At 69.8% G+C, this 23,214-nt stretch carries 25 protein-coding genes and 1 pseudogene; 15 read left to right on the top strand and 11 right to left on the bottom strand.

Annotated features, from left to right (window positions below; all coding sequences use genetic code 11):
- Positions 1-4: 4 nt before the first annotated feature.
- On the bottom strand, positions 5-1,312 hold the full coding sequence (locus ACNYS0_RS06880; protein ID WP_422471779.1) for a phospholipase D-like domain-containing protein: 1,308 nt from the start codon (positions 1,310-1,312) through the stop codon (positions 5-7).
- A 550-nt stretch (positions 1,313-1,862) separates the two neighbouring features.
- Here ACNYS0_RS06880 and ACNYS0_RS06875 point away from each other — a divergent pair.
- Positions 1,863-2,066: pseudogene (locus ACNYS0_RS06875) on the top strand (IS5/IS1182 family transposase); the annotation flags it as partial.
- A 578-nt stretch (positions 2,067-2,644) separates the two neighbouring features.
- Here ACNYS0_RS06875 and ACNYS0_RS06870 read toward each other — a convergent pair.
- Positions 2,645-2,794 carry a hypothetical protein gene (locus ACNYS0_RS06870; protein ID WP_422471778.1) on the bottom strand — a complete coding sequence of 50 codons (150 nt, stop codon included), beginning with the start codon at positions 2,792-2,794 and terminating at the stop codon, positions 2,645-2,647.
- A gap of 209 nt (positions 2,795-3,003) precedes the next feature.
- Between ACNYS0_RS06870 and ACNYS0_RS06865 the strand changes: the two genes are divergently transcribed.
- The 3 genes from ACNYS0_RS06865 to ACNYS0_RS06855 all read left to right on the top strand — a co-directional run bounded on the left by ACNYS0_RS06865 (position 3,004) and on the right by ACNYS0_RS06855 (position 5,714).
- The gene (locus tag ACNYS0_RS06865; protein WP_422471777.1) at positions 3,004-3,372 is read left to right on the top strand and encodes a YrdB family protein; all 369 of its coding nucleotides are present in this window, start codon (positions 3,004-3,006) and stop codon (positions 3,370-3,372) included.
- A gap of 291 nt (positions 3,373-3,663) precedes the next feature.
- Positions 3,664-4,935 carry a VWA domain-containing protein gene (locus ACNYS0_RS06860; RefSeq protein ID WP_422471776.1) on the top strand — a complete coding sequence of 424 codons (1,272 nt, stop codon included), beginning with the start codon at positions 3,664-3,666 and terminating at the stop codon, positions 4,933-4,935.
- Entirely contained in the window at positions 4,935-5,714 is a 780-nt protein-coding gene (locus ACNYS0_RS06855; RefSeq protein ID WP_422471775.1) for a hypothetical protein, read from the top strand. Before ACNYS0_RS06860 ends, ACNYS0_RS06855 begins: the two co-directional genes overlap by 1 nt.
- Before the next feature lie 101 nt (positions 5,715-5,815).
- Here the strand turns inward: ACNYS0_RS06855 and ACNYS0_RS06850 are convergent, their stop codons facing one another.
- From ACNYS0_RS06850 to ACNYS0_RS06835, 4 genes are read right to left on the bottom strand one after another with little or no spacing between them, the layout of a single operon-like run.
- Positions 5,816-6,232, bottom strand: coding sequence for a glycosyl hydrolase-related protein (locus ACNYS0_RS06850; protein WP_422471774.1), 417 nt, complete (start codon positions 6,230-6,232; stop codon positions 5,816-5,818).
- On the bottom strand, positions 6,229-7,110 hold the full coding sequence (locus tag ACNYS0_RS06845; RefSeq protein WP_422471773.1) for a shikimate dehydrogenase: 882 nt from the start codon (positions 7,108-7,110) through the stop codon (positions 6,229-6,231). The genes ACNYS0_RS06850 and ACNYS0_RS06845 overlap by 4 nt, the downstream gene beginning before the upstream one ends.
- Positions 7,107-7,559, bottom strand: a complete 453-nt coding sequence (aroQ, locus tag ACNYS0_RS06840) for a type II 3-dehydroquinate dehydratase (RefSeq protein WP_422471772.1) — start codon at positions 7,557-7,559, stop codon at positions 7,107-7,109. The genes ACNYS0_RS06845 and aroQ overlap by 4 nt, the downstream gene beginning before the upstream one ends.
- Positions 7,556-8,974 (bottom strand): MFS transporter, encoded by a 1,419-nt coding sequence (locus ACNYS0_RS06835; protein WP_422471771.1) that lies wholly within the window; start codon positions 8,972-8,974, stop codon positions 7,556-7,558. Before ACNYS0_RS06835 ends, aroQ begins: the two co-directional genes overlap by 4 nt.
- A 231-nt stretch (positions 8,975-9,205) precedes the next feature.
- Between ACNYS0_RS06835 and ACNYS0_RS06830 the strand changes: the two genes are divergently transcribed.
- Positions 9,206-10,048 carry a sugar phosphate isomerase/epimerase family protein gene (locus ACNYS0_RS06830; RefSeq protein ID WP_422471770.1) on the top strand — a complete coding sequence of 281 codons (843 nt, stop codon included), beginning with the start codon at positions 9,206-9,208 and terminating at the stop codon, positions 10,046-10,048.
- A gap of 3 nt (positions 10,049-10,051) precedes the next feature.
- Here ACNYS0_RS06830 and ACNYS0_RS06825 read toward each other — a convergent pair whose 3' ends face one another.
- Positions 10,052-10,942: an IclR family transcriptional regulator gene (locus tag ACNYS0_RS06825; RefSeq protein WP_422471769.1), complete on the bottom strand. Its 891-nt coding sequence runs from the start codon at positions 10,940-10,942 to the stop codon at positions 10,052-10,054.
- Between the two features lie 221 nt (positions 10,943-11,163).
- Between ACNYS0_RS06825 and ACNYS0_RS06820 the strand changes: the two genes are divergently transcribed.
- The 4 genes from ACNYS0_RS06820 (at position 11,164) to ACNYS0_RS06805 (ending at position 14,388) form a co-directional block, all read left to right on the top strand.
- Complete coding sequence (locus ACNYS0_RS06820) at positions 11,164-11,991, top strand: IclR family transcriptional regulator (protein WP_422471768.1); 828 nt, start codon at positions 11,164-11,166, stop codon at positions 11,989-11,991.
- A gap of 202 nt (positions 11,992-12,193) precedes the next feature.
- Entirely contained in the window at positions 12,194-12,973 is a 780-nt protein-coding gene (locus tag ACNYS0_RS06815; RefSeq protein ID WP_422471767.1) for a 2-keto-4-pentenoate hydratase, read from the top strand.
- 57 nt (positions 12,974-13,030) lie between these two features.
- On the top strand, positions 13,031-13,429 hold the full coding sequence (locus ACNYS0_RS06810; RefSeq protein WP_422471766.1) for a carboxymuconolactone decarboxylase family protein: 399 nt from the start codon (positions 13,031-13,033) through the stop codon (positions 13,427-13,429).
- On the top strand, positions 13,426-14,388 hold the full coding sequence (locus ACNYS0_RS06805) for a VOC family protein (RefSeq protein WP_422471765.1): 963 nt from the start codon (positions 13,426-13,428) through the stop codon (positions 14,386-14,388). Before ACNYS0_RS06810 ends, ACNYS0_RS06805 begins: the two co-directional genes overlap by 4 nt.
- A gap of 31 nt (positions 14,389-14,419) precedes the next feature.
- Here the strand turns inward: ACNYS0_RS06805 and ACNYS0_RS06800 are convergent, their stop codons facing one another.
- The 3 genes from ACNYS0_RS06800 to ACNYS0_RS06790 all read right to left on the bottom strand — a co-directional run bounded on the left by ACNYS0_RS06800 (position 14,420) and on the right by ACNYS0_RS06790 (position 16,963).
- Positions 14,420-15,232 carry an isocitrate lyase/PEP mutase family protein gene (locus tag ACNYS0_RS06800; RefSeq protein ID WP_422471764.1) on the bottom strand — a complete coding sequence of 271 codons (813 nt, stop codon included), beginning with the start codon at positions 15,230-15,232 and terminating at the stop codon, positions 14,420-14,422.
- 655 nt (positions 15,233-15,887) lie between these two features.
- Complete coding sequence (locus ACNYS0_RS06795) at positions 15,888-16,637, bottom strand: hypothetical protein (protein WP_422471763.1); 750 nt, start codon at positions 16,635-16,637, stop codon at positions 15,888-15,890.
- Positions 16,634-16,963, bottom strand: a complete 330-nt coding sequence (locus ACNYS0_RS06790) for a hypothetical protein (RefSeq protein WP_422471762.1) — start codon at positions 16,961-16,963, stop codon at positions 16,634-16,636. Before ACNYS0_RS06790 ends, ACNYS0_RS06795 begins: the two co-directional genes overlap by 4 nt.
- A gap of 131 nt (positions 16,964-17,094) precedes the next feature.
- Between ACNYS0_RS06790 and ACNYS0_RS06785 the strand changes: the two genes are divergently transcribed.
- The 3 genes from ACNYS0_RS06785 (at position 17,095) to ACNYS0_RS06775 (ending at position 19,587) form a co-directional block, all read left to right on the top strand.
- Positions 17,095-18,303 (top strand): sensor histidine kinase, encoded by a 1,209-nt coding sequence (locus tag ACNYS0_RS06785; RefSeq protein ID WP_422471761.1) that lies wholly within the window; start codon positions 17,095-17,097, stop codon positions 18,301-18,303.
- Positions 18,300-18,992, top strand: coding sequence for a response regulator (locus ACNYS0_RS06780; RefSeq protein WP_422471760.1), 693 nt, complete (start codon positions 18,300-18,302; stop codon positions 18,990-18,992). The genes ACNYS0_RS06785 and ACNYS0_RS06780 overlap by 4 nt, the downstream gene beginning before the upstream one ends.
- A 100-nt stretch (positions 18,993-19,092) precedes the next feature.
- Positions 19,093-19,587: a GNAT family N-acetyltransferase gene (locus tag ACNYS0_RS06775; RefSeq protein ID WP_422471759.1), complete on the top strand. Its 495-nt coding sequence runs from the start codon at positions 19,093-19,095 to the stop codon at positions 19,585-19,587.
- A gap of 72 nt (positions 19,588-19,659) precedes the next feature.
- On the opposite strand, the gene ACNYS0_RS06770 is transcribed toward ACNYS0_RS06775, so the two are convergent.
- Entirely contained in the window at positions 19,660-20,136 is a 477-nt protein-coding gene (locus tag ACNYS0_RS06770; RefSeq protein ID WP_422471758.1) for a DUF6281 family protein, read from the bottom strand.
- A gap of 519 nt (positions 20,137-20,655) precedes the next feature.
- Here ACNYS0_RS06770 and ACNYS0_RS06765 point away from each other — a divergent pair.
- The 3 genes from ACNYS0_RS06765 to ACNYS0_RS06755 all read left to right on the top strand — a co-directional run bounded on the left by ACNYS0_RS06765 (position 20,656) and on the right by ACNYS0_RS06755 (position 23,189).
- The gene (locus ACNYS0_RS06765; RefSeq protein WP_422471757.1) at positions 20,656-21,462 is read left to right on the top strand and encodes an AfsR/SARP family transcriptional regulator; all 807 of its coding nucleotides are present in this window, start codon (positions 20,656-20,658) and stop codon (positions 21,460-21,462) included.
- Between the two features lie 171 nt (positions 21,463-21,633).
- Entirely contained in the window at positions 21,634-21,840 is a 207-nt protein-coding gene (locus ACNYS0_RS06760) for a hypothetical protein (RefSeq protein WP_422471756.1), read from the top strand.
- Between the two features lie 59 nt (positions 21,841-21,899).
- A complete protein-coding gene (locus tag ACNYS0_RS06755) occupies positions 21,900-23,189 on the top strand; it encodes a hypothetical protein (protein ID WP_422471755.1) in 1,290 nt (429 codons plus the stop codon).
- Positions 23,190-23,214 lie beyond the last annotated feature (25 nt).

Genomic DNA, 23,214 nt, shown 5'->3' with positions numbered 1-23,214 from the left:
GCGCCTACTCCTCGACCTGCTCCGGGTCGATCGGAATCTCGGGTGCCGTGTTCTCGGCGCGCTTCTCGGCGGTCAGCTCCCGTGCCACGGTGCCGCAGCAGCGGTTGAACTGGTTCTGCCAGTCGTTCATGAACTGGTCGTAGTGGGACTGGCCGACCAGCTTCAGGTCCGACTCGTCGTTGTGCCAGACGCCGTTGCTCGTCCAGTTCGAGGAGCCGACGAACACGACTCTGGCGTTGGACGAGCTCGCGTAACCGCCGCTGACCATCATGTACTTGTCGTGCGTGTAGTGCAGAGCGTTGCCGTTCGCGTCGGTGCCGCGGCTGGTGTCGTGCACCTCGATGTTCGGCCGGTCCTTCAGGTAGTTCTGCACACTGCCGTCGACCTGGTGGGCGGTGAAGAGTATCCGTATCTTCACGCCGGTCTTCGCCAGGCTCACCAGCTTCTTCGGCAGCTCCAGATAGTTCCGGTCGCCCGGATCACCGTGCGAGGTCCACTGGAACATGGCGATGTTGATCGTGGCCGGCGCCTTGACGTTGTTCAGGAAGTCGACCCAGGTGTCGCTCTTGGAGCGCGCCTTGGGCCACTGGTAGGAGGGCGGGGACAGTGTCGTCCTGGCGTCCGTGCCGCTGGTGGTGTTGTAGTAGTCGGGCACCAGCGGGCCCGGGCCGTTCTGCGCCCCCTTGGCCATCGCGGTGAAGTAGCGGACGTAGGAGTTGTACAGGTCGACGTTGCCCTTGACGGTGGCGGCACTGTTCCACGCGGTTCTGGCCTGGGCGGAGGTGGGGTTGGCGCTGCTGACCGTCACCGTCCTGTTCGCGTCGCTCCCGCCGCTGAGCATGTAGTACTTCGCGTGCAGGGCGGATCCGGAGTAGTGCGTCAGGCAGCCGCCCGGGCACAGCGCGGCGAAACTGGAGGCCCGCGGGTCGTTGCCCAGCTCGGCGACCATCGACTGCCAGATCGCGTTGTCGCTGTGAGAGTCCATCAGCGCCTTGACGATGACGCCGCGTTGGTGGGCGGCTATCAGGGCGCCTGCGAAGTCCGGGCCCGGCTGGGTGTTGCCGATCGAGTACATGGCGACGCGTATGGTCTGCCCGCAACTGGCGCTGTTGATCGAGTCGATGATCGGGCCCATGACGTTCATCTGGGCGTCGGGGTCCTCCGGGTCGCTGAAGCTCGGGCCCGGTCTCGAGGTGAACGTCCGGGACTCGCAGGTGAGCGGAGTCTTGGCCTTCTTGACGGCCGCGTGCGCCGTTGTGGGCGACAGCGCGGTGACGGCCAGGGCGGTGATCAACGTGAGCGTGCGCTTCATGGACGTGCCTTTCGCGGGGTGGTTGACGAGGGCGGGTCAGGGTGTTGCTGTGCCGATCGGCCGATGCGTGGTCGCCGAGGCGGGCGGGCCTGGTGGTCGACGTCGCGGGAAGGGCCTGACCGGCAGTTCGGTGTGACGGGACCACCCGTCATCCGGCCGGATGAACTACTCCCGGCTTCCGATCAGTTGGGCGGCGTTCGCTGTGGCGGCGCGGACGCGTGTCGGAGGCGGGGGTGGAGGCGGGGTGTAGGGCGTACGTGCTGGGCCATGCGTTGAGCTCCTGCAAGGGACGGAGGCGTCCGGCGGACATCCCGCTTCGATCAGGTGTTGGTCCGTCGGTGTTTGCCCCAATTTGTTGCAGGCGTGACCCACCGTTCGGCACACAGGAGACTCGCAAGGGCGTCCGAGGGTTGCACGAGAAACCTGGGAAGCGACCGTGATGCTGCGCACGTTGAGTCAGGGGGCGCGTCAGTCGCCCGGGGCGTTCGGTGGGCCGCCGATCAGCGGGCCGATTTCCTCCCGCGCCGCCACTCGAAGCCGAATCCGTAACAAGGCCGCCCGCCTACGCCGGGGTTCACGAGGAGGACGGCCCCTGGGATTCGACAAGGAGCGGTGCAAAGATCGCAACACGGTGGAGCGGGCCATCGGAAAGCTGAAGCAGTTCAGAGCCGTGGCCACCCGGTATGACAAGCGCGGATACGTCTACCTCGGCACTCTCACCGCCGCAGCACTCCTCATCTGGCTCCACTCGTGATCGGCTGGAGCTCTTGGGGGCCGACAATGGGCTATGCGAAACCGGGCGCACGGCAGTGTTCGTCCGCCGTTCTGTGTCAGGAGGACCTGTGCAACGGGGCGAAGTCTGGTGGGCGGATTTCGGCGAGCGGCGCCTGGTCGTGCTGCTCTCGGGGGAAGCGACATCCGAGGTCCGGGCGATGCAGGTCGTCGATCCTGCGGGCACCGATCTCAGCGGAGTTGCCGCTGAGCTGGCAGTAGGCGCCTTCGAAGGACTACCTCTCGAAGGTGTCCTGCGAGTCGCACTCCCGCGTCCAGGCCTCATCCCCTGCACTTGGCTGGTCAGCCTCACCCGGGAAGACCTGATCGAGCGGGCGGGAGCCCTGTCGACCGCGAAGCTCGGTGAGCTCCAAGATCTCCTCCACCTCGGCGGACTTGAGTAGCCACCCGTGGGTCGCGGTCATCCGCTGCCACCGCGTCCATGACGAGGTTCTTGCGCCCACGGGGCGATCGCCCGGACAGGCTTCCAGCAAGCTGTCCGGGTTCGCCAGACTCGCTCCGAGCAGCAGGTCGGTTGACCTGCGAGGGCAGATGCCGAGCTCAGTCCGCGTGCGGCGTGTCCGCGTCCGCGGGCGGACTGAGCGGCGGGGACGTCAGTGTCGCGTTCACCAGGTTGTGCACGGCCCCGCCGTCCAGGCTGATGCCGTAGAACAGGCTGCCCGCTTCCGGAAACTGGGGCCGGCCGTTCACCGAGGTGGGCCTCAGCGCAAGCCGTCGTTCCCTTCCAGTCACCGCCCTGGATCGGTGCCCGGCCGCCGCAACTTCTTGGTCTTGGAAGAACTGGCAGAACTGGAAGCACCGCGGTTCCCGCCGCCGCGGTCCTCGCCCACGGGGCCGTCATGCGAGACCGAGTCGATCGGAGTGGACCCTTCCGCGTAGACCCATGAAAGGTGGCCCCCATGACTACTCCGCTGCCCTCGGCCGTCCGTGCCTTCTTCCTCGTCAATGAGGGAGTCGCCTTCCTGCTGGAGGTGCTGACGCTCGGACTGTTGGCCTGGTGGGGCTTCACCCGCGACGTCGGATGGGCGGGCTCCCTCGCCCTTGCCGTGGCCGCGCCGCTCGGCGCTGCCGTGCTCTGGGGGATGTTCGCGGCGCCGAAGGCGCGGTTCGCGATACCGTATGCCGCCCAACTTGGTGTGAAGGCCGTGGTGTTCGGCGCCGCCGCATGGGCGCTCCTTGCGCTCGGGCAGCGGCTTCCATTTCTCTGGTTCACCGTGGTCGTCGTCCTCAACACCGCCCTGGCCTCGTACTACCGCACACGCTCATGACGTATCGCTGGGAGAGCCAGAACCTGCCTGTCCTCGGATGTGTCGATTCCTGCGACGACACCGTGTTCAACCGGTTCGCAGCTCAGAGTTCTCATCCCCAAGCTCCGCTCCCTGTCAGCCGGGTCTAGGTGTTCGCGGGTCTGCGGACAGGCGTGAAGGCTCACGGTCGAGCGAAAAGAAGGTGCCCGGCCGTGGGCGGCCGGCGCCCGGTCTCCCTTCGGTGGTCGTGTCGGGCGCGACCTTGAGGTCCCCGTTTTGGTCTTCTCCCCTCAAGATCCATAAGATCCGCCGATGATCATCAAACAACGGCTGGCGGCGGGCCTGTGTGCTTTCGTCGCCGCCCTCGCCGTCGGCGGCCTGCCGCCCACGCAGGCGTATGCCGATGGAGCCGACGAAAGACCGGCGCCCCAGGTCGAACTCGTCCTGGACGCAAGCGGATCCATGCGCGCCCGCGACATCGACGGCGGCTCCAGGATGGCCGCGGCGAAGCAGGCGTTCAACGAGGTGCTCGACGCGACGCCCGGCGAGGTGGAGCTCGGGATCCGGACCCTCGGGGCCAACTACCCCGGAGACGACCGGAAGACGGGCTGCAAGGACACCGACCGGCTCTACCCGGTCGGTCCCTTGGACCGTACCGAGGCCAAGACGGCCGTGGCCACACTGCGGCCCACCGGTTGGACGCCGATCGGCCCCGCCCTGCTCAAGTCCGCCGACGACTTCACGTCCGGCGCCGGCGCCAAGCGCATCGTCCTCATCAGTGACGGCGAGGACACCTGTCAGCCGCTCGACCCCTGTGAGGTGGCCCGGGAGATAGCCGCCAAGGGTATCGGCCTGACCATCGACACGCTCGGGCTCGTCGCCGACGCGAAGACGCGTGAGCAGCTGTCCTGCATTGCGGACGCGACAGGCGGCACCTACACCGCCGTGCACCACAAGGATCAACTGTCCGACAAGGTAGGCCAGTTGGTCGACCGGGCGGCCGATCCGGTGGCCACCCCCGTGGCTGTCGATGGCGCCGCCCAGTGTGCCGACGCGCCGCAGCTCAAGGCCGGTCTCTACACCGACCGCGAGAAGTTCGGCGAGCACCGCTTCTACCGCGTCGACGTCGAACCGGGGCAGGAGCTGCGCGCCTCGGTGAGCGTTGCGGCCGACCGTGCGGTCAACCGGGACTACGGTGTGGTGCTGCGCGCATCCACCACGCACGGCCGGGAGATCGTGCGCGGGCAGGAGGCGGGTGACGGGCGCACCGACGTCCTCTCGACAGGCCTGCGTTACCCGAAGCCCGAGCGCGACGACGACACGGACGAGACTCGGGCGGAGACGGTCTGCCTCCAGGTCTCGAACTCCTTCTCCGCGCCCGCCTCGGTGAAGACGACACCCGGCCTGCCGGTCGAGCTGACGGTCGACGTGGTGGACGGCCCGGACCAGGCGTCCGATGTGGCCGCGTTCGGCCTCGGCAACGGCTGGTGGCTACTGGCCGCCCTGGTCGTGATCGGCTTCTTCGCGGGTGTGATCTGGGGCTGGCTCTCGCGCTGGCGTGTCGCTGTTTGGAGGACGAACTGATGCCGTTCGCAACGCTGTTGGGACGTACGAGACGGCTGGCCGGCGGCCTCCTGGGCGCCGCCACCGCACTGCTGGCGCTGGCCGGACCCGCCGCCGCGGACGAGGGCGACGACGCCGCCCAGAAGGCCCCGACGGAGGCAGGCACGTCGTTCCGTACGGCGGCACAGATGCAGCAGGACCAGAAGGCGACGGCGAGCGCGTCGACGGGCGACTACCTGTACTGGTCGTTCCCGGCCGACGCCGGTCGGCGCCCGACGGTGAAGGCGACCGTCGAGCTGCCCGAACCGAAGACCCGGCACGGCGCTCAGACCTGGCGCATCGACGTCTACGACGGGCTGCGGCGCCGCCAGCCCTGCCAGTACGGCATGCAGGAACGTGCCGTTGAGGCCGGGGCGAACCGCGTGGAGCTCGCCTGCACGGTGCGTACGGTGCGCGCCTCGGCGGACGCCTGGAGCAACGACCCGCTGCCCGGCACCTACTATGTCCGCCTCACGACGACCTCGCTCGCCGACGCCGACCTGGGGCAGCCGGTGACGGCGTCGCTGGAGGCCCACTCGAAGGACATCGGCGGCGCGGCGGCGGTCGACGGCAGCCTGTCCACCCCGCTGGTCCCGGGCACGACCGCCTCCGCCGAGCAGGCCGCACCGGCGGACGGCTGGGCCTCGACCTGGTGGACGAGCCGCTGGCTGTGGACGGCGGCGGGCGCGGTGCTCGCGGCGCTGGCGGGCATCGGAGGCTACGCGCTGACCCGAGGAGGGGGACGCCCGGCGGGAGTCTGACCGGCCTGGGAAGCGACGCGCGACGGGAGGGCTGCGCCCTCAGCGCGGCGTTGATCTTGGGCGCCCGGTGTCAGGGGCATGGGCCCCTGACACGGGAACGGCTACGCCTTGCGCAGTCGCAGTGTCATGATCTCGAAGGGGCGGAGCGTGAGCTCGATCGGCTCGTCCCGCTCCCAGGAACGTACCTGTACCGCACCGTTGTCGAGGCTCGCGGCATCGCGCTCCAGGAGGTCCGTCGTCCAGGCGCGTGCGACGGCCTCCGACACGTCGACTCGGGTGGTCGCCCGACCGCCCCGGGCTTCGTAAAGCCGCACGACGAGGTCGCCGGAGCGGTCCTCGGCCAGCTTGACGGCCTCGACGACGACCGAGGGAGAGGTCGCCGATACCAGGGTGCCACCGCGCCCGCGCCGGTCACCGTGCGCACCGGGAGGTTCATCCGGTAGCCGGTGTCGAGGGCCTCGAGGACACCGGTGTGCGCCGCCCGCGACACGGCGTCGGCCGGGCCGCGCACCACTCACACGTGGCTGTGGCCCGCGGACCGCAGGCCGGCCTCACCAGCGACCCGCTCGGTCATCCGGTCGACGTCCGCCCCGCGTCCGGTGAACAGCTCGAAGGCGAGAGCCGCCTGGTGGACGCACATGTGGATGCCCGACAAGGTGCGCAGCCCGCGTGCTCTGGAGGCCACGAGCAGTTCGGTGTCGACCGGCATGTAGACGACATCGCTGACCCACAGCGGCGGCCGGAGCCGGTCGGTGTCCACCGGCGCACCCGGAAGGTGGGCCATGCCGACGGGGCTCGCGTTGACCAGGCCGTCGGCCTCGGCGAGTGCGGCATCGACGTCCGTGACGAGGTGCGCACGCCCGGCACCGTGTGTGTCGCACAGGTCCGCGACGAGTGCCTCGGCGCGGGGCCGGTCCACGTCGAACACCCCGAGGCGAGCTGTCCCCTCCGCCAGTTGCGCGTGGGCGACGGCGGACCCGGCTCCGCCGGCGCCCGTCTGTACGACCGAGCCGGTCGGCACACCGGCGAGGTGACGGCGGAAGGCCGCGGCGTAGCCGGGAGCGTCGGTGTTGTGTCCGACGGCTCCCCGCACGGTGAAGAGCACGGTGTTCACGGCGCCCAGACGCCGCGCCGCCGGGGTCACCTCGTCGAGGAGGCCGAGCACCTCCCGCTTGTGCGGGTGCGTGATGTTCGCCCCCGCATAGCCGTGTTCGCGCAGTTCGTCGAGTCGGGGTCGCAGCGGGCGGCCGTCGTCGCGGCTGTCCATGAGCTCGTAGCTCAGCGTCAGGCCCTGGGCGAGCGCCTCGGATTCGTGCAGGCGGGGCGAGAGCGAGGAACCGATCCCGTGGCCGAGCAGGGCGATGCGGATCGGACCGGCACGGTGGTCGGCGGTCATGAGCGTTCCGCCGACCTGCGCAGGGCGTCAAAGCCGTGCACGTATCCGTGAATGCCGGCGCCGATGAAGACCGCCTCCGCGATGTCGGAGAAGTAGGAGTGGTGGCGGAACGGCTCCCGCTTGTGGACGTTGCTGACATGGACCTCGGCGAGCGGGGTCTGCGTGGCGAGAAACGCGTCGCGCAGTGCGACGGACACGTGAGTGAGGCCGCCCGGATTGATGACGACTCCGTCGCTGTGGCCACGCTCGTCGTGCAGGCGGTCGATCAGGGCACCCTCGTGGTTGCTCTGGAAGAAGTCGGCCCGGTAGCCGGTCTCTTCGGCCCGCGCCCGTACCAGCTTCTCGACGTCGGCGAGGGACTCGGCACCGTACAGGTCGGGTTCGCGGGTGCCGAGCAGATTGAGGTTGGGGCCGTTGAGGACCAGGATGCGGCGGTGGGGCTCGGTCATGCGGACTTCTCCAGCTTCTCCAGGTGGGGTTCGGCGGTGCGACGGGCGGCGGTGCGCTCGGGGTTGCCGAGCTGGTTCAGCGGTACGTGGGCGGTCTCGCGGCCCGCGAAGCAGGCCACTGCCGAGAGCACGCACAGCCCCGTGATCAGGGCCGCCACCGGCACCCAGCCGGTGCTTCCGCCGGCCATCAGGGCCGCGGCGATGGTGGGTGTGAAGCCGAGGGCAAGGTTCGCGAACTGGGTGGACACGGCCATGCCGGTGTAGCGGACCCGGGCGTCGAACATCTCCGCGTACAGCGTGGGGGCGATGCCGTTGGGCGCGGAGTAGACCACGCCGGACATCACGACCGTGGCCGCGGCGATGAGCCAGATGTTCTGCGTCACGATGGCGGCGAAGAAGCCGGGGACCGCGAGGGCGCATCCGAGGGCGCCCAGGGCGAACACCGGGCGGCGTCCGACGCGGTCGGCGAGCCGGGCCCACAGCGGGATCGCGAGCGCTGCCACGACGTTGGCGGCCGCGATCACCCAGAGCATCTGCGACTGAGGCACCGACCAGTCCTCGGTGGCGTAGGACAGACCGAAGACGGTCACAGCCGTGGAGACGACGGCGAACAGGTGGCAGACGATGATGCGCAGCGCGGAGCGCCAGTAGTAGCGGGCGAACACCGCGAGGGGGAGCTTCACCACCTCCTCTTCCTGCCGCAGTCTGGTGAACTCGGGCGGTTCCGTCAGACGGCGGCGCACCCAGTACGCGCAGGCCACGACGATGGCGCTGGCCCAGAACGGCACGCGCCACCCCCACGTGTACATGTCCTGCTCGTCGAGGGCCGCTATGGGCAGGAACGCCATCGTGGCCACGACCAGGCCGGCCTGGGTGCCGGAGAGCGTGAAGCTCGTCCAGTACGCGCGGCGGCCCTCGGGGGAGTGCTCCAGCGTCATCGAGCTGGCACCGCTCTGCTCTCCCGCGGCCGACAGCCCCTGGGCGACCCGGCACACCACGAGCAGCACGGGGGCGGCGACGCCTGCGGTGCCGTACGAGGGCAGGCAGCCGATCGCGAAGGTGGAAACGCCCATCAGCGTGAGGCAGAAGACCAGGACCCGCTTGCGGCCGACCCGGTCGCCGAAGTGGCCGAGCACGAAGGCGCCCAGGGGGCGGACGACGTAGGCGACGGCGAACGTCGCCAGTGAGGCGAGGGTGGCGGTGGCGGGGGCGGCGTCGGGGAAGAAGACATGGCTGAAGATGAGTGCCGACGCGGAGCCGTAGATGAAGAAGTCGTAGTACTCGACCATGCTGCCGAGGAATGCCGCGAGCGCGGCGCGGCGCGGGGTGTGCTCGTGCGTGGCGGACGGGTCTGCGGCGTCGCCGGGCCCCCTGTCCGGGACGTCTTTCGCGGCTCTTTCCGGGGATGCGGACATGGTGAGATCTCCTTGCGGCTCGGATCCGAGCGGGCTCGGATCGCGTCAAGCGCTTCGTCGGGCGAGACCCCGGAATCCTGTGACGCCGGTCACGGGCGGGTCCAAGAACGTGATCCGGTCACCGGATGAGGCGGTGCTTCCGCACGGTGCGATCCGGTCAGCGGCTCATCGGGGTTGGAGCACGCCGCGCCCGCGGCAAGGATGGGCCCCCACGCAGGGAAAGGGGTCCGGATGGCCAGGAAGAACTCGACCGTCGCCAGCCATGTGACGCTGACCGGATCGGGGTTCGGGCAGCCACCCCGCCACGACTTCGCGGCGCGCTGCGCCGCGGCGGCGGCAGCCGGGTTCGACGGAGTGGGACTGCACGCCGCCGACCCCGTCTTCGACGACGGCGACGCGGTCGGACTGCGCCGTGTGCGCGAGGCACTCGACGGCTCCGGGATCCGGTTGGCGGAGATCGAGTTCCTGACCGGGTGGACGGACGGGATCGCCGGTGAGACTCCGGATGGGGCCCCGGATCAGGTGCGCCGGCTGCTGGCGCTGGCCGAGGCGTTCTCCCCTCATCATGTGACGGCGGGGACGCTGGACCCCGGCCCGGTCGACGCCGCGCGAGCATCGCGCGCCCTGAGCGAACTCGGCGACAGATTCGGCGAGTTCGGCACCCGTGTCGCCGTGGAAGGCTTCGCGTGGTCCGGTCTTGCCGACCCGCGGCTGTGGCGCGAAGTGGTGCACGGCTGCGCCTCGCCCTGGGTGGGCTTCATGGTCGACACCTGGCACTTCCGCAACGGCGGCGGGGCGCAGGACGACGCGCTCGACCTGCTGGGTGAGCGCATCGCCGCCGTGCAGCTCAACGACGGGCGGATCGTGGCCGGTGACCACATGCGTCACGCACGTGAGGAGCGGCATCTGCCGGGTGAGGGCGAGCTGCGGCCGGATGCGCTCGCCCGGGCGCTCCGCGCACGCGGTTACAACGGGCCGTGGGCCGTGGAGAGTTGCGACGCCTGGCTGCGGACCGCGCCCGCCAAGGCGGCGGCCTCGGCCGCGTTCGGCGCGCTCACCGAGGCGCTGGAGTAGGGGTTACGGTCCCCCCGGTCCCGGTCCCGGTCCCGGTCCCGGCCCCGGCCGCTTCTCGTCGAGCGGCCGCTGCTCGTCGTGGAGCGGCCGCTGCTCCGGCTGCGCCGTCCTGCGCAGCCGTGCGGTGAGTGCGTCGGCCGTACTGGTCGTGACGGGCCCCATGCGGCCCATGCGCTGGACGACCCTCGCTCGGGGACCCCACACGGACACCGCCGCGGCCGGCTGCCCGTCGGGACCGAACGCGACGGCGGCGCAGGATCCGGTCGCCTCGTTCAGCTCTCCGTCGTCCACGGCCCAGCCCCGCCGGCGGGTGAGATCGAGTTCGCGCATCAGGGCCGACACCGAGGTGATCGTGTTCGGGGTGTGGGTGCGCAGCCACAACCGTCCCAGAACGGCGGTGAGTTGAGGCTCGGGGAGCCCGGACAGCCACGCCTTCCCCACGGCGGTGCAGTGAATCGGCCGCTCCGTTCCCAGCTGCGTGGTCGCCGGACTGGGCGTCGGACCGAGCTCACGGTGGACGAAGACCATGGTGTCGTGGAGCGGGATGGCCACGCCGCATGTCTCCCGGGTGAGTTCCATGAGGTGCCGGACCAGTTCCGGAGCCGCCTGCGCCACCTGCGAGCGGCTCAGTACGGACAGGCCGAGCCGGAGTGCCTCGGGCCCGGTCTCCCACCGGCCCGGCTCGTCGGACAGGGAGAGGAAACCCCATGCGGTGAGCCGCTCCGCCAGGCGGTAGGCGGTACTGCGACTCGTCCCGGCGACCTCCGCGATCTCGGTCGCGGTCGCGCGGTGCGCACCGGCCATGTGGCGGAGCACGGCGAGGGCCCGGTCCAGCGGACCGGTGACGGCCGACGGCCGGGAATCGTACGGAGGTCGGGGTGCGGCATCGCTCATGGGGCTCAGCCTGGCACGACACCGACACCGGAAGTCCCTGGTGGCTACGGCCCGCGCCGCCGATGGACGCGACCGCGGGAACGTCGCAGCCGCCGGGACACCTGGCCCCCGGCTGTCCCGGCGGGCGCGAAGTTTCCGCCACGCCCTGGGACCGGCCGCGCGTGCTGGCTAGCGTCATGGCACGACATCACGGCCCGAGTCCCAGGAAGGCGGGGTACACCATGGCTTCAGCGCTCATCACCGAAGCCCGTCGCGGCACGGGCGACGCGGCCTCGCCCCGCCGGCACCCGGTCCGGGCCGGTGCCGTCGTGCCGGACAACGCCGTGGCCCGGATCTCCGCGGTCCTCGACTGCTTCGGTGTCCGCACGGAACACCTCGGCGTCTGTGAACTGTCCCGGCGCTCCGGTCTGCCCCAGTCGACCACCTCACGTCTGGTCGCCGACATGGTCGGGCACGGGCTCCTCGAGCGCGACGGTGCGGAGCTGCGTCTCGGCTGCCGCATCTTCGAGTGGGGGCAGCAGGTCCCGCGGCGGCGCGCGCTGCGGGACGTCGCCCTTCCGCTGATGTCGGATCTACGGGCGGCCACTCGGCTCAGCGTTCATCTGGCGGTGCTCGACGGCAGCGACGTCGTCTACGTCGAGGTCGTGCGCGGTGACCAGGTGCCGCAGATGCCGTCCCGGGCCGGCGGCCGAATTCCCGCCCACGCCACGGCAGTCGGCAAGGCGATGCTGGCGTACGCGCCACGGCGCATCTTCGACGAGGTGGTGGCGGCGGGCCTGCCCCGCGTCGGGCCACGCACCCTCACCACGCCCCGCGCCCTGGCCCGTGAGCTGGAGCGGATACGACGGGACGGAATCGCCTGCGAGCAGGAGGAGTCCGGACCGGGAATCGCGTGTGTCGCGGGACCGGTCCTCGACCGGGACCGCCGTCCGGTGGCCGCGCTCTCGGTCTCCGGGTGGAGCGGGCGCGTCCATCCGAGCCGGGTGGCACCTGCCGTGCGTACGGCCGTGCTCACTGCGGGGCGGATGCTCGGCTCGACGCTCGACTGATGGCACGGGCCTCCTGAATCCGGGAACCGCCACAGCCCAAGCTCCTCAACCCCTGAGATCCCTGAGACACCTGCCCCTGAGACACCTGCCCCTGAGACACCTGCCCCTGAAACACCTGAGCCCCTGAGACACCTGACACCCCTGAGCTCCTGAGACACCTAAGAACCCTGAAACCCCTGAGATCCTTGAGAAAGGCACCGCCATGTGGGACACCGACCGCGTCGCGCGCGAACTCACGCGCCGCGCCACCGAACGCCGCGCCGCCGGCCGGATCACGACCGAGTGGCCCGAACTCGACCTCGTACGCGCCTACACCGCGCAGGACCGTCTGGTCGAACTCCGGGTCCAGGAGCGCTCGGAGACCGTCACCGGCGTGAAGCTGGGCCTCACCTCTGAGGCGAAGCAGCGCCGCATGGGCATCTCGGCTCCGCTCACCGCATGGGTGACCGACGGCATGCACCTTGCCCCCGGCGAGCCGCTTGAGGTCGCCTCGCTCATCCACCCGCGGGTGGAACCGGAGATCGTCTTCGAGCTGGGCGAGGACCTGGCGGGCCCCGGCGTCACGCGCGAGTCGGCGATGCGTGCGGTGAAGTCCGTGCGCGCAGGACTGGAGGTGATCGACTCCCGCTTCAGCGACTTCAGCTTCGCCCTGCCGGACGTCGTCGCGGACAACGCTTCCGCCGCCGCGTACGTGCTGGGTGACACGGTCGTCGAGCCGGGAGCACTCGACCTCGCGACCGAGCCGTGCACGCTCACGGTCGACGGCGAGACCGTCGCCAAGGCCACCGGAGCCGACGTCCAGGGGCACCCCGGCGAGGCACTGGCCCTCGCCGCGAACGCCCTCGGCGCGCGCGGCCACCGCATCAAGAAGGGCAGCCTCGTACTCACCGGAGGCCTGACGGACGCCGTGTTCCTCACCCCCGGCGCCACGGTGACTGCGACCTACGGGCACCTCGGCTCGGTGTCGCTCGACGGCATCTGACCGCGCCCGATCGCCCCTCCCCGTAACGCCATCGCTCACAGAACAGGACCGCACACCATGTCGGACCGGCCGAACACACCAGAGGAATTCCTCGCGTCCTACGAGGAGTTGGTGGGCTTCGTACCACCGCGCGTCAAGGCCCGGTTCGCCCGCGCGGCGGCCGCGGGCCGCGACCGCGAGGAGGTCCTCCTCGCCCAGGAGCGCGTGCGCAACCGGGTCATGTACCCCGACTGCCTCGACCAGCGCACCGTCCAGCTCGTCCTGACCGGGATCCTGCACAGCAAGCTCAGCGATGCCGCCGCGCTGCACGGCGTCGCGGCCCGCCGCGCCGGTGCCACCGACGAACAGCTCCAGGCCGTCATCGACCTCGCCTACCTGTTCACCGGAATGTCCGCGGCCAACCGCGGTCCCGCGCTCCTGGAAGCCATCGACGAACTGGAGGCCAAGGCCCGATGAACGCCACCGCACCCGAAGAACCCGTCTACGACATCGCCCAGCTCGGCCACGCCGAACTGCTCACCCCGGTGTACGAGGACAGCCTGCGCTTCTTCGTCGACGTGTACGGCCTCGACCTGGTCGCAGAGGAGGGCGGCAGCGCCTATCTGCGCGGCTGGGGGGACACCGAACTGACCACGCTCAAGCTCACGCCCTCCGCGGCGGCCGGCCTCGGGCACGTCGGCTGGCGTGCCGTGGGTCCGCAGGCGCTCGACCGCCGCGTCGCCGCACTGCGCGAGGCGGGGATCGAGGGCAAGTGGATCGACGGCGACGTCGGCCACGGCAAGGCGTACCAATTCCACGCGCCGAGCGGGCAGTTGATGGAGGTGTACTACGAGAGCGAGAAGTACCGCCCGACCGGTGCGCGGAAGCCGTACCTCCCCAACCAGCCCCAGGCCGAGATCCACCGCGGTGTCGGTGCCCAGCGCATCGACCACCTCAACATCCTGGCGCCGGATGTTCCCGGCACCAGGGAGGTCATGGTCCGAACGCTCGGGTTCAAGCTGCGCGAGTACCTGGTCCCGCCGGGGCAGGGCGAGGCCGGGGCGTGGCTGAGCCTGATGAACAAGGCCCACGACCTGGCCATCACCCGGGAAGCGGCGCCGACTTCGGGGCGCCTGCACCACCTGGCGTACGCGGTGGAGAACCGCGAGGACGTGCTGCGGGCCGCCGACACCTTCAGTCAGCTCGGCCAACCCATCGAGTTCGGCCCGGCCAAGCACTCGCGCACGCAGGGCTTCTTCCTGTACGTCATCGAGCCGGGCGGCAACCGCATCGAGGTGTTCTCCGGCGGTATCCACATCTACGCCCCCGACTGGGAGCCGGTCCGCTGGACCACCGAGGCCGGCGGCCGTTCGACGGCCTGGGGCCTGGACGTTCCACCCAGCTTCCACGGACACGCCACGCCCGTACTCGTGTGAGGGCGGGGGCGGAGCGCGCCGACCCGCTTCTTCAGCCGGTCGCGGAGATCAGGCTGTTGAGCTCCGGGTAGTCGATGGCCTGTCGCAGGGAGTCGTAGCCGCCGACGCCGTGCAGTTCGAGTGCCGCGTGCCGTGCCGCGGCGTAGGCGGCCTGCGCCACGCCCGAGCCGAGGCTGACACGGGCCACCCCCAGCGCCCCCAGCTCGTCCACCCGCGGAGTGCCTGGCCCCGCCATGATGTTGAGGGGGACCTCGACTCCTTCGGCCAGGTCCTTGATGACTCCGGGGTCGGTGACGCCGGGGACGAAGATGCCGTCCGCTCCGGCGTCGACGTAGGAGCGGGCCCTGGCCAGGGTGTCCTGGAGGCGAGTGGCGGGCTCTCCCAGTCCGAGCAGGTAGGTGTCGATCCGGGCGTTGACGAACAGGTCGACTCCCGCCTTCCGCGCCGCACCGCGGGCGGCTGTGAGCCGGTCGACGAGGGCGCCCGGTGGGCGGGTGCCGTCCTCGATGTTGATGCCCGCCACGCCGGCTTCCAGCAGGCGGGTGACGGTCTCCGCGACATCGGCGGGGCTGTGTCCGTACCCTCCTTCGATGTCGGCGGTGACCGGGACGGCGACGGCGGCCGCGATGCGGGTGACGGCGTCCACCGCTGCGTCCCGGGCGAGACGGTCTCCGTCCGGAGAGCCGAGCGACCAGGCCACCCCCGCACTGGTGGTGGCGATCGCAGGTGCCCCCGCGGCTTCGATGACGCGGGCGCTGGCGACGTCCCAGGCGTTGGCGAGGGCGAGCGGACGAGCCGGAGTGTGGAGGGAACGGAAGACCGAGGACTTGCGTGCGGTGGACATGCCCTCAGGCAATCAGCGGGTGAAGCCGTTGTCCGGCAGGAATCCGACGCCGGCGTCGGCCATGGAACACGATTGAGGGGCCCTGGTGCCATTGGCACCAGGGCCCCGAAGGAACTGCTACACCATCTGCCGGCCCTGATACTGCGCCGGACTTCTGTTTCCGCAGACCCGACGATGCTGCTGTCGAGGATGCGGGGATCGCGGTTGCTTGACCGGAGACCACCTCACTGTCGATGTCCTGCGGTACCCGGGCTCAAGACGTCCGCCCGGGCGATCCTGATGGCGCTCGGCTCCTCCGTTCTTCCCTCTGGGATGGATCACTTACTTCGAGGTACTGCTCACGGCGGCCCCTGATCACTGCGGGCCACCCGGTCCGGTCGTCAGTCCCGTCGCCGTCCTGCGACAACCCTGGCTTCGGAACTCCACCACCGAACCGTCCTGCGTACTGCAACTGCTTACTTCTGCCCGGCAGTTCGTCTCTGCCGGGCCCTGTTGATCTCGGCTACGAGAAAAACCATAACCACAGCACTGGCGAATGTCTACTCCGCTCGGCATAGATTTCCGCGTGTTCGACGAAGAGGTAATCGACTTCGAACAGTGGTGGAAGGTTGGAGGAGGCCGGGAGCTTCGGCGCTCCCGCGTCGGTCGGTCGCCATCAAGTCAGCGTTCGTGCGCGGTTCTTGACGGCTCGATGGATGCCCAGACCGATGAAGCCGACCCAGACCATGGTGATCAGACCGACGAGGGCATCCGCACCCCACCCGTTGATGGCGTAGAAGTGGGTGGCGTCCATGCCGAAGTAGAGCGACGGGACGGCCAGCAGGTTCATGACTCCGACGACGACGGCACCGCGCAGGGCCCACCGCGGCACCGTCGGTGACGCGGCAGTCGTGAACTGCTGCGCGGCACGGGCGAATCCGAGCAGGAACATCGCGATCCACAGGTGTGCGATCGGACCGTGGGCCAATGCCATGGCGGCCGCCAGAGGGCCGTCCGTGGTCGGGTCAAGACCCCGGTCAGGGAAGGCCAGGGGAGTGCCGGTCTCGAGCGAGGTGGCGAAGAGGATCACCGCGACGTAGGTGAGCAGCGACACGATGGTGAGCTGACCGGCGATGGTGCGCCGGCCCGTGTCGTCCCTGGGCAGCAGGCGTGCCAGAGCGACCCCGAACGCCGTCAGCACCGCCATGGTCACCAGCGTCACCAGGCTCCGCGTCAGGACGTTCCACTCCGGGGGCGGTCCCGAGTAGACGAAGTACAAGGCCACCAGCGGCACGGAGAGGGCACCCACCGCCATCCCCGCCCGGCCGGCGAACCTCGTGGTGGGCAGGTCCGCTGCGTCGGCCGCGTGACGAGACGCGGCAGACAGATTCTGCGTGGTCGATGGCGTGGTCGACGGTGTGGTCACAGTGACTCCCGGGTGGCGTCGGCGGAACGGAGGTTTCCGGCTCGGGGGCTGTGCGAGGAACCGGTGCGTGACCAGTGGCCGCGGATGTGGTCCACGGACAGCAGCACGGCGTTGACGAGGAAGGCGCTGCCGGGCGTCCACAGCCACCACGGAGCGTCGAGCCGCGTGCTGAAGATGCCCACCAGCAACCAGACGATGATCTGTACGGCCGTCGCGAAGGCGGCCACCGTGGTGACGACGAAGCGGGCCCGGGTCGTGGAGCGCTGATCGGCCGGGGCCATCCCGAGCAGCGTCATCAGGTATCGGCGAGAACGTGTGGTCTTCATGTCCTCCACGATGTCGGCCGGCCCATGCGCGGGACGTCTGCCGATCGGCGCCGAGTGAGTCCACCAACGGCCAAGGGCTTGTACGACTTTCGTTGACTGCGCCGTCGAGGGCGGCGGTCTACGGTGGTCCGGTGCCGTCTCCTCTCCTCGCCGTCGCCGACGGCCGCAGCGACGAGGCCCCGGTGCGTCGAGGGCCGTGGATCGAGCGCGGCCGGTCGGCGTTGCTGGTTCTCGCCTCGTTCGCCGGTGGACTCGCCCTGCTGTTCCTGGTCCTCGAGCAACGCCCGGGAGGAGGGTGGCGCGTCCTCGACATCTCCGTGGGCGCCGTCGCGAGTCTCGTGCTGCTGGTCCGTCACCGTGCTCCGGTCGTGGTCGGTCTGGTGCTGGCGGTCGCCGGGGCGTTCTGCGCCACCGCCGGTGTGGCCAACTACGTGGCTCTGTTCGCCGTGGCACGCAGCCGGCGCATCGAGCAGGCGTTCGTCGTGGCGCTGGCCGACATCGCGGGCGCCCTGGCCTTCTGGCTGCTGTATCCGGCCAACTCGACGCTGAGCCTCACCGTGGTGGTCAACGCCGCGATCGCACTCGCCGTCGTGGCCTGGGGCGCGTTGCAGCAGAAGCAGCAGGACCTGGTCGCGGTCTACCGGGACAGGGCGGCCCGTATCGAGCGCGAGCGGGAGCAGCGTGCGGAACAGATCCAGATGGCCGAGCGCGCCAGGATCGCCCGGGACATGCACGACTCGGTCGCGCACTACATCTCGCTGATCGCGCTCTACGCCGGCGGGCTCGCGGTCGCCGGGGACAACGCCAAGAATGTCGGCACCACCGCCGCGACGATCCGCGCGACCGCGATCAGCGCGCTCGACGAACTGCGCACGGTGATCGGCATGCTGCGCGACGGCACCCTCGTGACACCGCAGAGCTCCGAGCACGAGCACACCGTCGCGGGACTGATCGACGAGGCCAGACAGGCAGGCCAGATGATCGTCGCGCGCCTCGACCTGCCCGACAGCGGCGGGGGCTCCGGCAGCACGGCCGCGCTGCCGGAGCCCCCGAACGCCGAGCACATCTACCGTGTCGTGCAAGAGGGGTTGACCAACGCGCGCAAGCACGCCCCTGGCGCACTGGTGACGGTGAACGTTCGTCAGCAGGGCGGTGATGCCCTCGTCACGATCACCAACCCGATCGAAGAAGCCGAGTCGGCGTTGCCCGGAGCCGGCGCCGGGCTGAGCGGTCTCGTCGAACGGATCGCCACCGTGGGAGGCGTCGCCGAGCACGAGGTCGTCGACCGCGGTGAGAACACCCACGAGTTCCGACTGTCTGCGCGGGTGCCCCTGCGATGACCAGCTCTCCATCCGCCGGCAGCACCCCCGGCACGCCCACGTCGGTGCTCATCGTCGACGACGACGCGATGGTCCGCACCGGTCTTTCGATGGTCCTGTCGGTCGACCCCACGATCACTGTCGTCGCCGAGGCGTCCGGCGGAGCCGAGGCCGTCGGCGCGGCAACGCGGCACCGCCCCGATGTCGTGCTGATGGACCTGCACATGCCGGAGACGGACGGCGTCGAGGTCACCCGCCGCGTCCGTGCGGCGGTGCCGTCGGTCGCGGTGTTGATGCTGACCACCTTCCACCTGGACACACACGTCCTCGACGCGTTGCAGGCCGGGGCGAGCGGATATCTGCTCAAGGATGTCGCGCCGCAAGAGCTCTGCCACGCGATTCACCTCGCCGCCTCGGGAGAATCCGCGTTCTCGGCAACGATCACCCGCCAACTCGTGGCACGCCACACTCGCACGGCCAACGACTCCACCGGCGCCAAGGCTCAGCAGACATTGGAGGCGCTCACCGATCGAGAGCGCGCCGTCGCCGAGGCTGTCGCCGAAGGCGCTTCCAACGCGACCATCGCGAAGGCGCTCTTCATGAGCGAAGGCACAGTCAAGACGCACATCTCCCGCGCGCTCACCAAGACCGGCTTGGACAACCGGGTCCAGCTGGCACTCCTGGTCTTCCGGGCGCAGCGGAACTCCTGAAGCCTCTCCCGTAAACGGGCCGTAGGCCGTTGGCCGGCTTGCTACCGTCGGCTCGATTCTGGCGTGGAACGCCCCGTCGTTCCGTTCGAGCGGAGGCTTGATGACTGACAACGTGGCCAGGGACATCTCGCTGAGACCCCTGACCGAGGACGACATCCCGGCGCTCTTCGAGATCCAGCTCGACGAGGCCGCCCAGCAGCTTGCGGCCTTCATCGATCCCCGGACCGCTCGCGACGCCGATGCCTTTCGCCAGAAATATCGGAGAATTCTCGCCGATGGCGCGACTGTCAACCGGGTCATCGAGATGCACGGTGAGGTCGTCGGCAGCGTGGCCACCTTCCCGATGGAGGGCGACACGGAGCTCACCTACTGGATCCGTAGGGACTGGTGGGGCCGGGGTGTGGCCACCGCGGCCGTCTTGGCGCTGCTCGACGAGGTAACGGAGCGGCCGATCCGCGCCCGGGTCGTGGAGGACAACCTCGGCTCCGTCCGGGTGCTGGAACGCGCCGGATTCGTGCGCGTGGGCAGCGAGGACGCGTTCGCCCCCGGCCGCCGGGCCACCGTCACCGAGCTGATCTTCAAGCTGACCGACTGACAGCAAAGCTCAGTGCCATGCAAAAACATGGGGTCGCCGATGTGTGAACTCGGACCGCTCCCGCGGATGTGTTCACTTGGTGGCCGCGTCCAATTCCTGGGCTTTGATCAGTTTCCGTAGCTCCGGCAGGGTCTTGTTCGATGCCCGCTCGATGTAGAGGGTTCCGCCGACCGGATGGTCCACGGTCACGGCGTAGACGGGGTCCACACCCTCAATCGCGTACACGGTTACCGGCTCCGAAGTGGCTTCCTGATCACCGTCGGTGGGAGTGTCGTCACATCCGGGGATGGCGCCTGCGCCCAGTCGTCTGCCCGCCCTGACGTCGTCGCTGTCACCATCGTCATCGGGATGGAGCCCGTGGCCGAGATAGGTGCGACCTTTGTACTCGAGCAGGGCCGCGCAGGAACCGTCTGCTCCACCTTGCGTGGTGCCCGCACCAGCGCAGGACGTGGACATGATCAGGGCCGCCGCCGCGAGCGCCGCCCGCACGCTCACCGACCGCGCGAACCTTCTGCGCGCCGTCCAACTGGCCGTCTGCTTGCCCGTCATGAACCGACCTCCCTCAGCTGCCGAAACCTTCGGCGTGCCGCACCTTCGACGCCACAAGGCCGCGAAAGGTTCGCTCGTTCTCCTACGGCACGATGAGAGCTGTTGAACGATCCTCGGCAAGGCCGCCGACAGCCCCACCGGGCGGCGAATATATTGGTGACGGTGAGGTGGGCGAGTCGAGGAAGTACGGGTGCTCATTCTGTCGCACGGTCCAAGACGCTTTTGAGGTGTGTGGACTAAATTCTCGGCGGCCGAACAGTCGCCAGGCAGCCGAATTCCGGCGTCGCTCCGAGTCCTTGTCCGGTCACTGGCGTTGCGGCCTTTACGCTGCTTTTGTCGGCCGTCCGTTGGGTTTCCATGGAGGGGTCGATACCATTGTCTCGCCCAGTGGTGATTCACTGGATTCTCTTGTCGACCATTGGGACGCGAGTGCCGGCACATACGGGGGTTCTTGTGTCTGACTCGAAGCTCAGTCTTGAATTATTTGGTGTTCCGAGGCTCATTTCGGATCACGGGCCCGTGGCTCTGTCCCCGGGCGCCACCATGTTGTGCGCGTATCTCGCCCTCGCGCCGAGGGAAGGCCGCCTTCGGTCGGTCGCCGCCGCTCAACTGTTCGCCGACTGCTCGGAATCGATCGCGCGGCGCCGTCTCAATACCGCTGTGTGGCGCCTCAGGTCGGAGGGGCGATCGGCGATCGGTGTGGATCTCGTCGCCAGTAATGGTGACCGTAACGTCGGTCTGAATACGGTGGTGGACATCGCGATCGACGCCACGGTGTTCGAAGATCTCGTCTCGTTGGTCCTGGACGTCAGCGCGGCCGACATGGCGGAGGCGGACGCGTCGAGGTTGGAGCGGGCGATAGCGTTGTATCGCGGCAAATTGCTCGAGCCGTGCGACGACGAGTGGGTGCTGGCCACCCGGTACCGGCTCGAGAACCTCTACCTCACCGCGCTCGACTACCTGCTTCAGTACAACGGTTCGCGCGGCGAGGTCGAGGCGGTAGCCAAGTACGGCGATCTCGCGCTGTGTCTGGAGCCGCTGCGCGAAGACGTGCACCGGCATCTGATGAGCGCCTACGGTGCCGCGGGGCGGGACGACCTCGTGGAGCGGCAGTTCGAGCGTTGCCGGATGGTGCTGCTCGCGGAGCTCGGTGCCGATCCCATGCCGGAGACGATCGCGCTGTACGCACGCCTCACGCGCAATGAGCACGGCCGGTCGGCCAACGTGGCGGCTCTCGTCGCGGAGCTGGAGCGGGCACGTCGCGAGGTTCGGCGCATCGCGGACATCGTCGACCGTGCGATCGACCGGCTTCGCTACATGACCTGATACGGCGGTCGCGGGAATGGCTCCCCGTCGATCACGGCCTGTGGCAGCCGTACCAACGGCCCCGCCGGCCTGGCCGCGTGGTCGGTCGGTGAGCGCCCCGCGGCCCGCCCGTGACCGTCCCGTGAGTCCGCCGGTCCAGCCTGGTCCCGAGAGAAGGTGACGGGTCAGGTGGTGACTGCATGGAGGCACCGGTTTCTCGTCGACGTGTGGGTGGAGCCGCGCGAGGTGGACACGCTGCCCGCAGTGATCCGCGCGAGGGTGCGCGACCTGGCCACCGGCGAGGAGCACTACGTGGGCTCGTTCGCCGAGCTGGAGCGGATCGTCGATGCGCGCCTCGACGCCGACGGTCCCGCTCACCGGCGTTGGGAGCGCCCATGATCCGCGAGGTGGACGGGGCGTAGGAACAGCGGAGTCGACGGGGGTTGAGGAGGACGCCTGTGCCAAGTGCGCTCGTGCATGCCTTCGAACAGGCATGGCTGTCCTCGAACCCGGGCCTGCTCCAGGGCTCCGTCACCGACTTCAGGAAGCGGGGCACGGGAAGCCTGCTGCTCGTGGCCCGCCCCGGAGCCGGCGGAGCGTCCGTGGGCTACACACCGAGCACCCCGCTCGACCTGAGCGCGTTCGGCGAGCTGCGGCTGTGGACGTACGCGTCCCGCACCGCCGACGGAACTCCGCGCGCGCCGTTCCTGCTGGAACTGTCCTGGCGTGACGCCGCCGACGCCCCCGGCGACGAGCACCGGTGGCTGGTTCCGATGAACCGCACGGCTGCGTGGGAGCAGCATCGCTTCGGCATCGCGGGCGACCGGCGCGCCCGGGTCACCGACTTCTCGCTGCGGTGTCTCACGAACGAGCCGTTCCGGATCCAGCTCGACGAACTCCTGGCCGTCGACGACGTGCCCCTGTCCGATGTGGAGTCGGCGCTGACCGGCCTGATCGAGGGGCTGCCGCTGCCGGGCGTGGCCGCGCTGCCGGTACCGCCGACCGCGGCCGGCGCCGACACGCTCGTCGTCGGCCTCAACCACAGGCTGTACACCGGAAACCGGATCACCGTCGACGGCACGAGCACCCACTACTCGGTGACCAGGGCGGTGCACGACGATGCCGCCGGCACGACCACCCTCACCATCCGGCCGCCCCTGGTGGCGGCCATCGGCCCGGGGACGAGCCTCAGCGTCACCGCCCCCGTCCTCGTGGACGAGCCCGCGTTCGGCACGGCTCCGACTCCCGGCGATCTCCCCGACCCGGTGCTCCTGATCTCGCTGACGGACCAGCGCGAGGAGCCGGAGCGGGCGTGGCACGTCCCGCAGCGCGACTCCTTCCGGGTACGCGGCGGACTGACCGTGTGCAGCCTGCGCCCGGCGCCGCGCCCGGTCCTCCTGGAGTACGAGGTCCGGCCCGTGGCGAGCGATCGCGCCCATGCGTCGACGCTGCGTACGGAGATCATCCGGCGCATCGGGATCGGCACCGGCCTCCGTGTCAACGGCACCGTCCTGCCGGTGCGGACACTGCCGCCACCGCCGCTGCTCTTCAGGTCCCGCCCCGTCCCCGCCCCCGTCTGCCTGTGCATCGGCGCACGCATCGAGCAGGGCCGGCGCACCGAAGTGCCGTGGGTGCACCAGGGAACGGTGCTCTCCGGCCCGCTCGCCCACCCCTGGGATCCACGCGGACCCGAGCCGCCGCCGGTGCCGGGACCCGACGACCAGGAAGGGATCGTGCTGCGGACATGAACGGCTCAGACATGACCGGCCCAGA

Origin of the sequence: Streptomyces anthophorae, assembly GCF_049310305.1 — a bacterium.
Classification (GTDB): domain Bacteria; phylum Actinomycetota; class Actinomycetes; order Streptomycetales; family Streptomycetaceae; genus Streptomyces.
This window is presented reverse-complemented; position numbering and strand designations above follow the sequence as displayed.

What these genes read in the sequence shown, in the direction of transcription:
- ACNYS0_RS06880 (WP_422471779.1), bottom strand. Translation starts at nt 1,312, where the DNA reads ATGAAGCGCACGCTCACGTTGATCACCGCCCTGGCCGTCACCGCGCTG.
- ACNYS0_RS06865 (WP_422471777.1), top strand. Translation starts at nt 3,004, where the DNA reads ATGACTACTCCGCTGCCCTCGGCCGTCCGTGCCTTCTTCCTCGTCAAT.
- ACNYS0_RS06860 (WP_422471776.1), top strand. Translation starts at nt 3,664, where the DNA reads ATGATCATCAAACAACGGCTGGCGGCGGGCCTGTGTGCTTTCGTCGCC.
- ACNYS0_RS06855 (WP_422471775.1), top strand. Translation starts at nt 4,935, where the DNA reads ATGCCGTTCGCAACGCTGTTGGGACGTACGAGACGGCTGGCCGGCGGC.
- ACNYS0_RS06845 (WP_422471773.1), bottom strand. Translation starts at nt 7,110, where the DNA reads ATGACCGCCGACCACCGTGCCGGTCCGATCCGCATCGCCCTGCTCGGC.
- aroQ (WP_422471772.1), bottom strand. Translation starts at nt 7,559, where the DNA reads ATGACCGAGCCCCACCGCCGCATCCTGGTCCTCAACGGCCCCAACCTC.
- ACNYS0_RS06835 (WP_422471771.1), bottom strand. Translation starts at nt 8,974, where the DNA reads ATGTCCGCATCCCCGGAAAGAGCCGCGAAAGACGTCCCGGACAGGGGG.
- ACNYS0_RS06830 (WP_422471770.1), top strand. Translation starts at nt 9,206, where the DNA reads ATGGCCAGGAAGAACTCGACCGTCGCCAGCCATGTGACGCTGACCGGA.
- ACNYS0_RS06825 (WP_422471769.1), bottom strand. Translation starts at nt 10,942, where the DNA reads ATGAGCGATGCCGCACCCCGACCTCCGTACGATTCCCGGCCGTCGGCC.
- ACNYS0_RS06820 (WP_422471768.1), top strand. Translation starts at nt 11,164, where the DNA reads ATGGCTTCAGCGCTCATCACCGAAGCCCGTCGCGGCACGGGCGACGCG.
- ACNYS0_RS06815 (WP_422471767.1), top strand. Translation starts at nt 12,194, where the DNA reads ATGTGGGACACCGACCGCGTCGCGCGCGAACTCACGCGCCGCGCCACC.
- ACNYS0_RS06810 (WP_422471766.1), top strand. Translation starts at nt 13,031, where the DNA reads ATGTCGGACCGGCCGAACACACCAGAGGAATTCCTCGCGTCCTACGAG.
- ACNYS0_RS06805 (WP_422471765.1), top strand. Translation starts at nt 13,426, where the DNA reads ATGAACGCCACCGCACCCGAAGAACCCGTCTACGACATCGCCCAGCTC.
- ACNYS0_RS06800 (WP_422471764.1), bottom strand. Translation starts at nt 15,232, where the DNA reads ATGTCCACCGCACGCAAGTCCTCGGTCTTCCGTTCCCTCCACACTCCG.
- ACNYS0_RS06790 (WP_422471762.1), bottom strand. Translation starts at nt 16,963, where the DNA reads ATGAAGACCACACGTTCTCGCCGATACCTGATGACGCTGCTCGGGATG.
- ACNYS0_RS06780 (WP_422471760.1), top strand. Translation starts at nt 18,300, where the DNA reads ATGACCAGCTCTCCATCCGCCGGCAGCACCCCCGGCACGCCCACGTCG.
- ACNYS0_RS06775 (WP_422471759.1), top strand. Translation starts at nt 19,093, where the DNA reads ATGACTGACAACGTGGCCAGGGACATCTCGCTGAGACCCCTGACCGAG.
- ACNYS0_RS06770 (WP_422471758.1), bottom strand. Translation starts at nt 20,136, where the DNA reads ATGACGGGCAAGCAGACGGCCAGTTGGACGGCGCGCAGAAGGTTCGCG.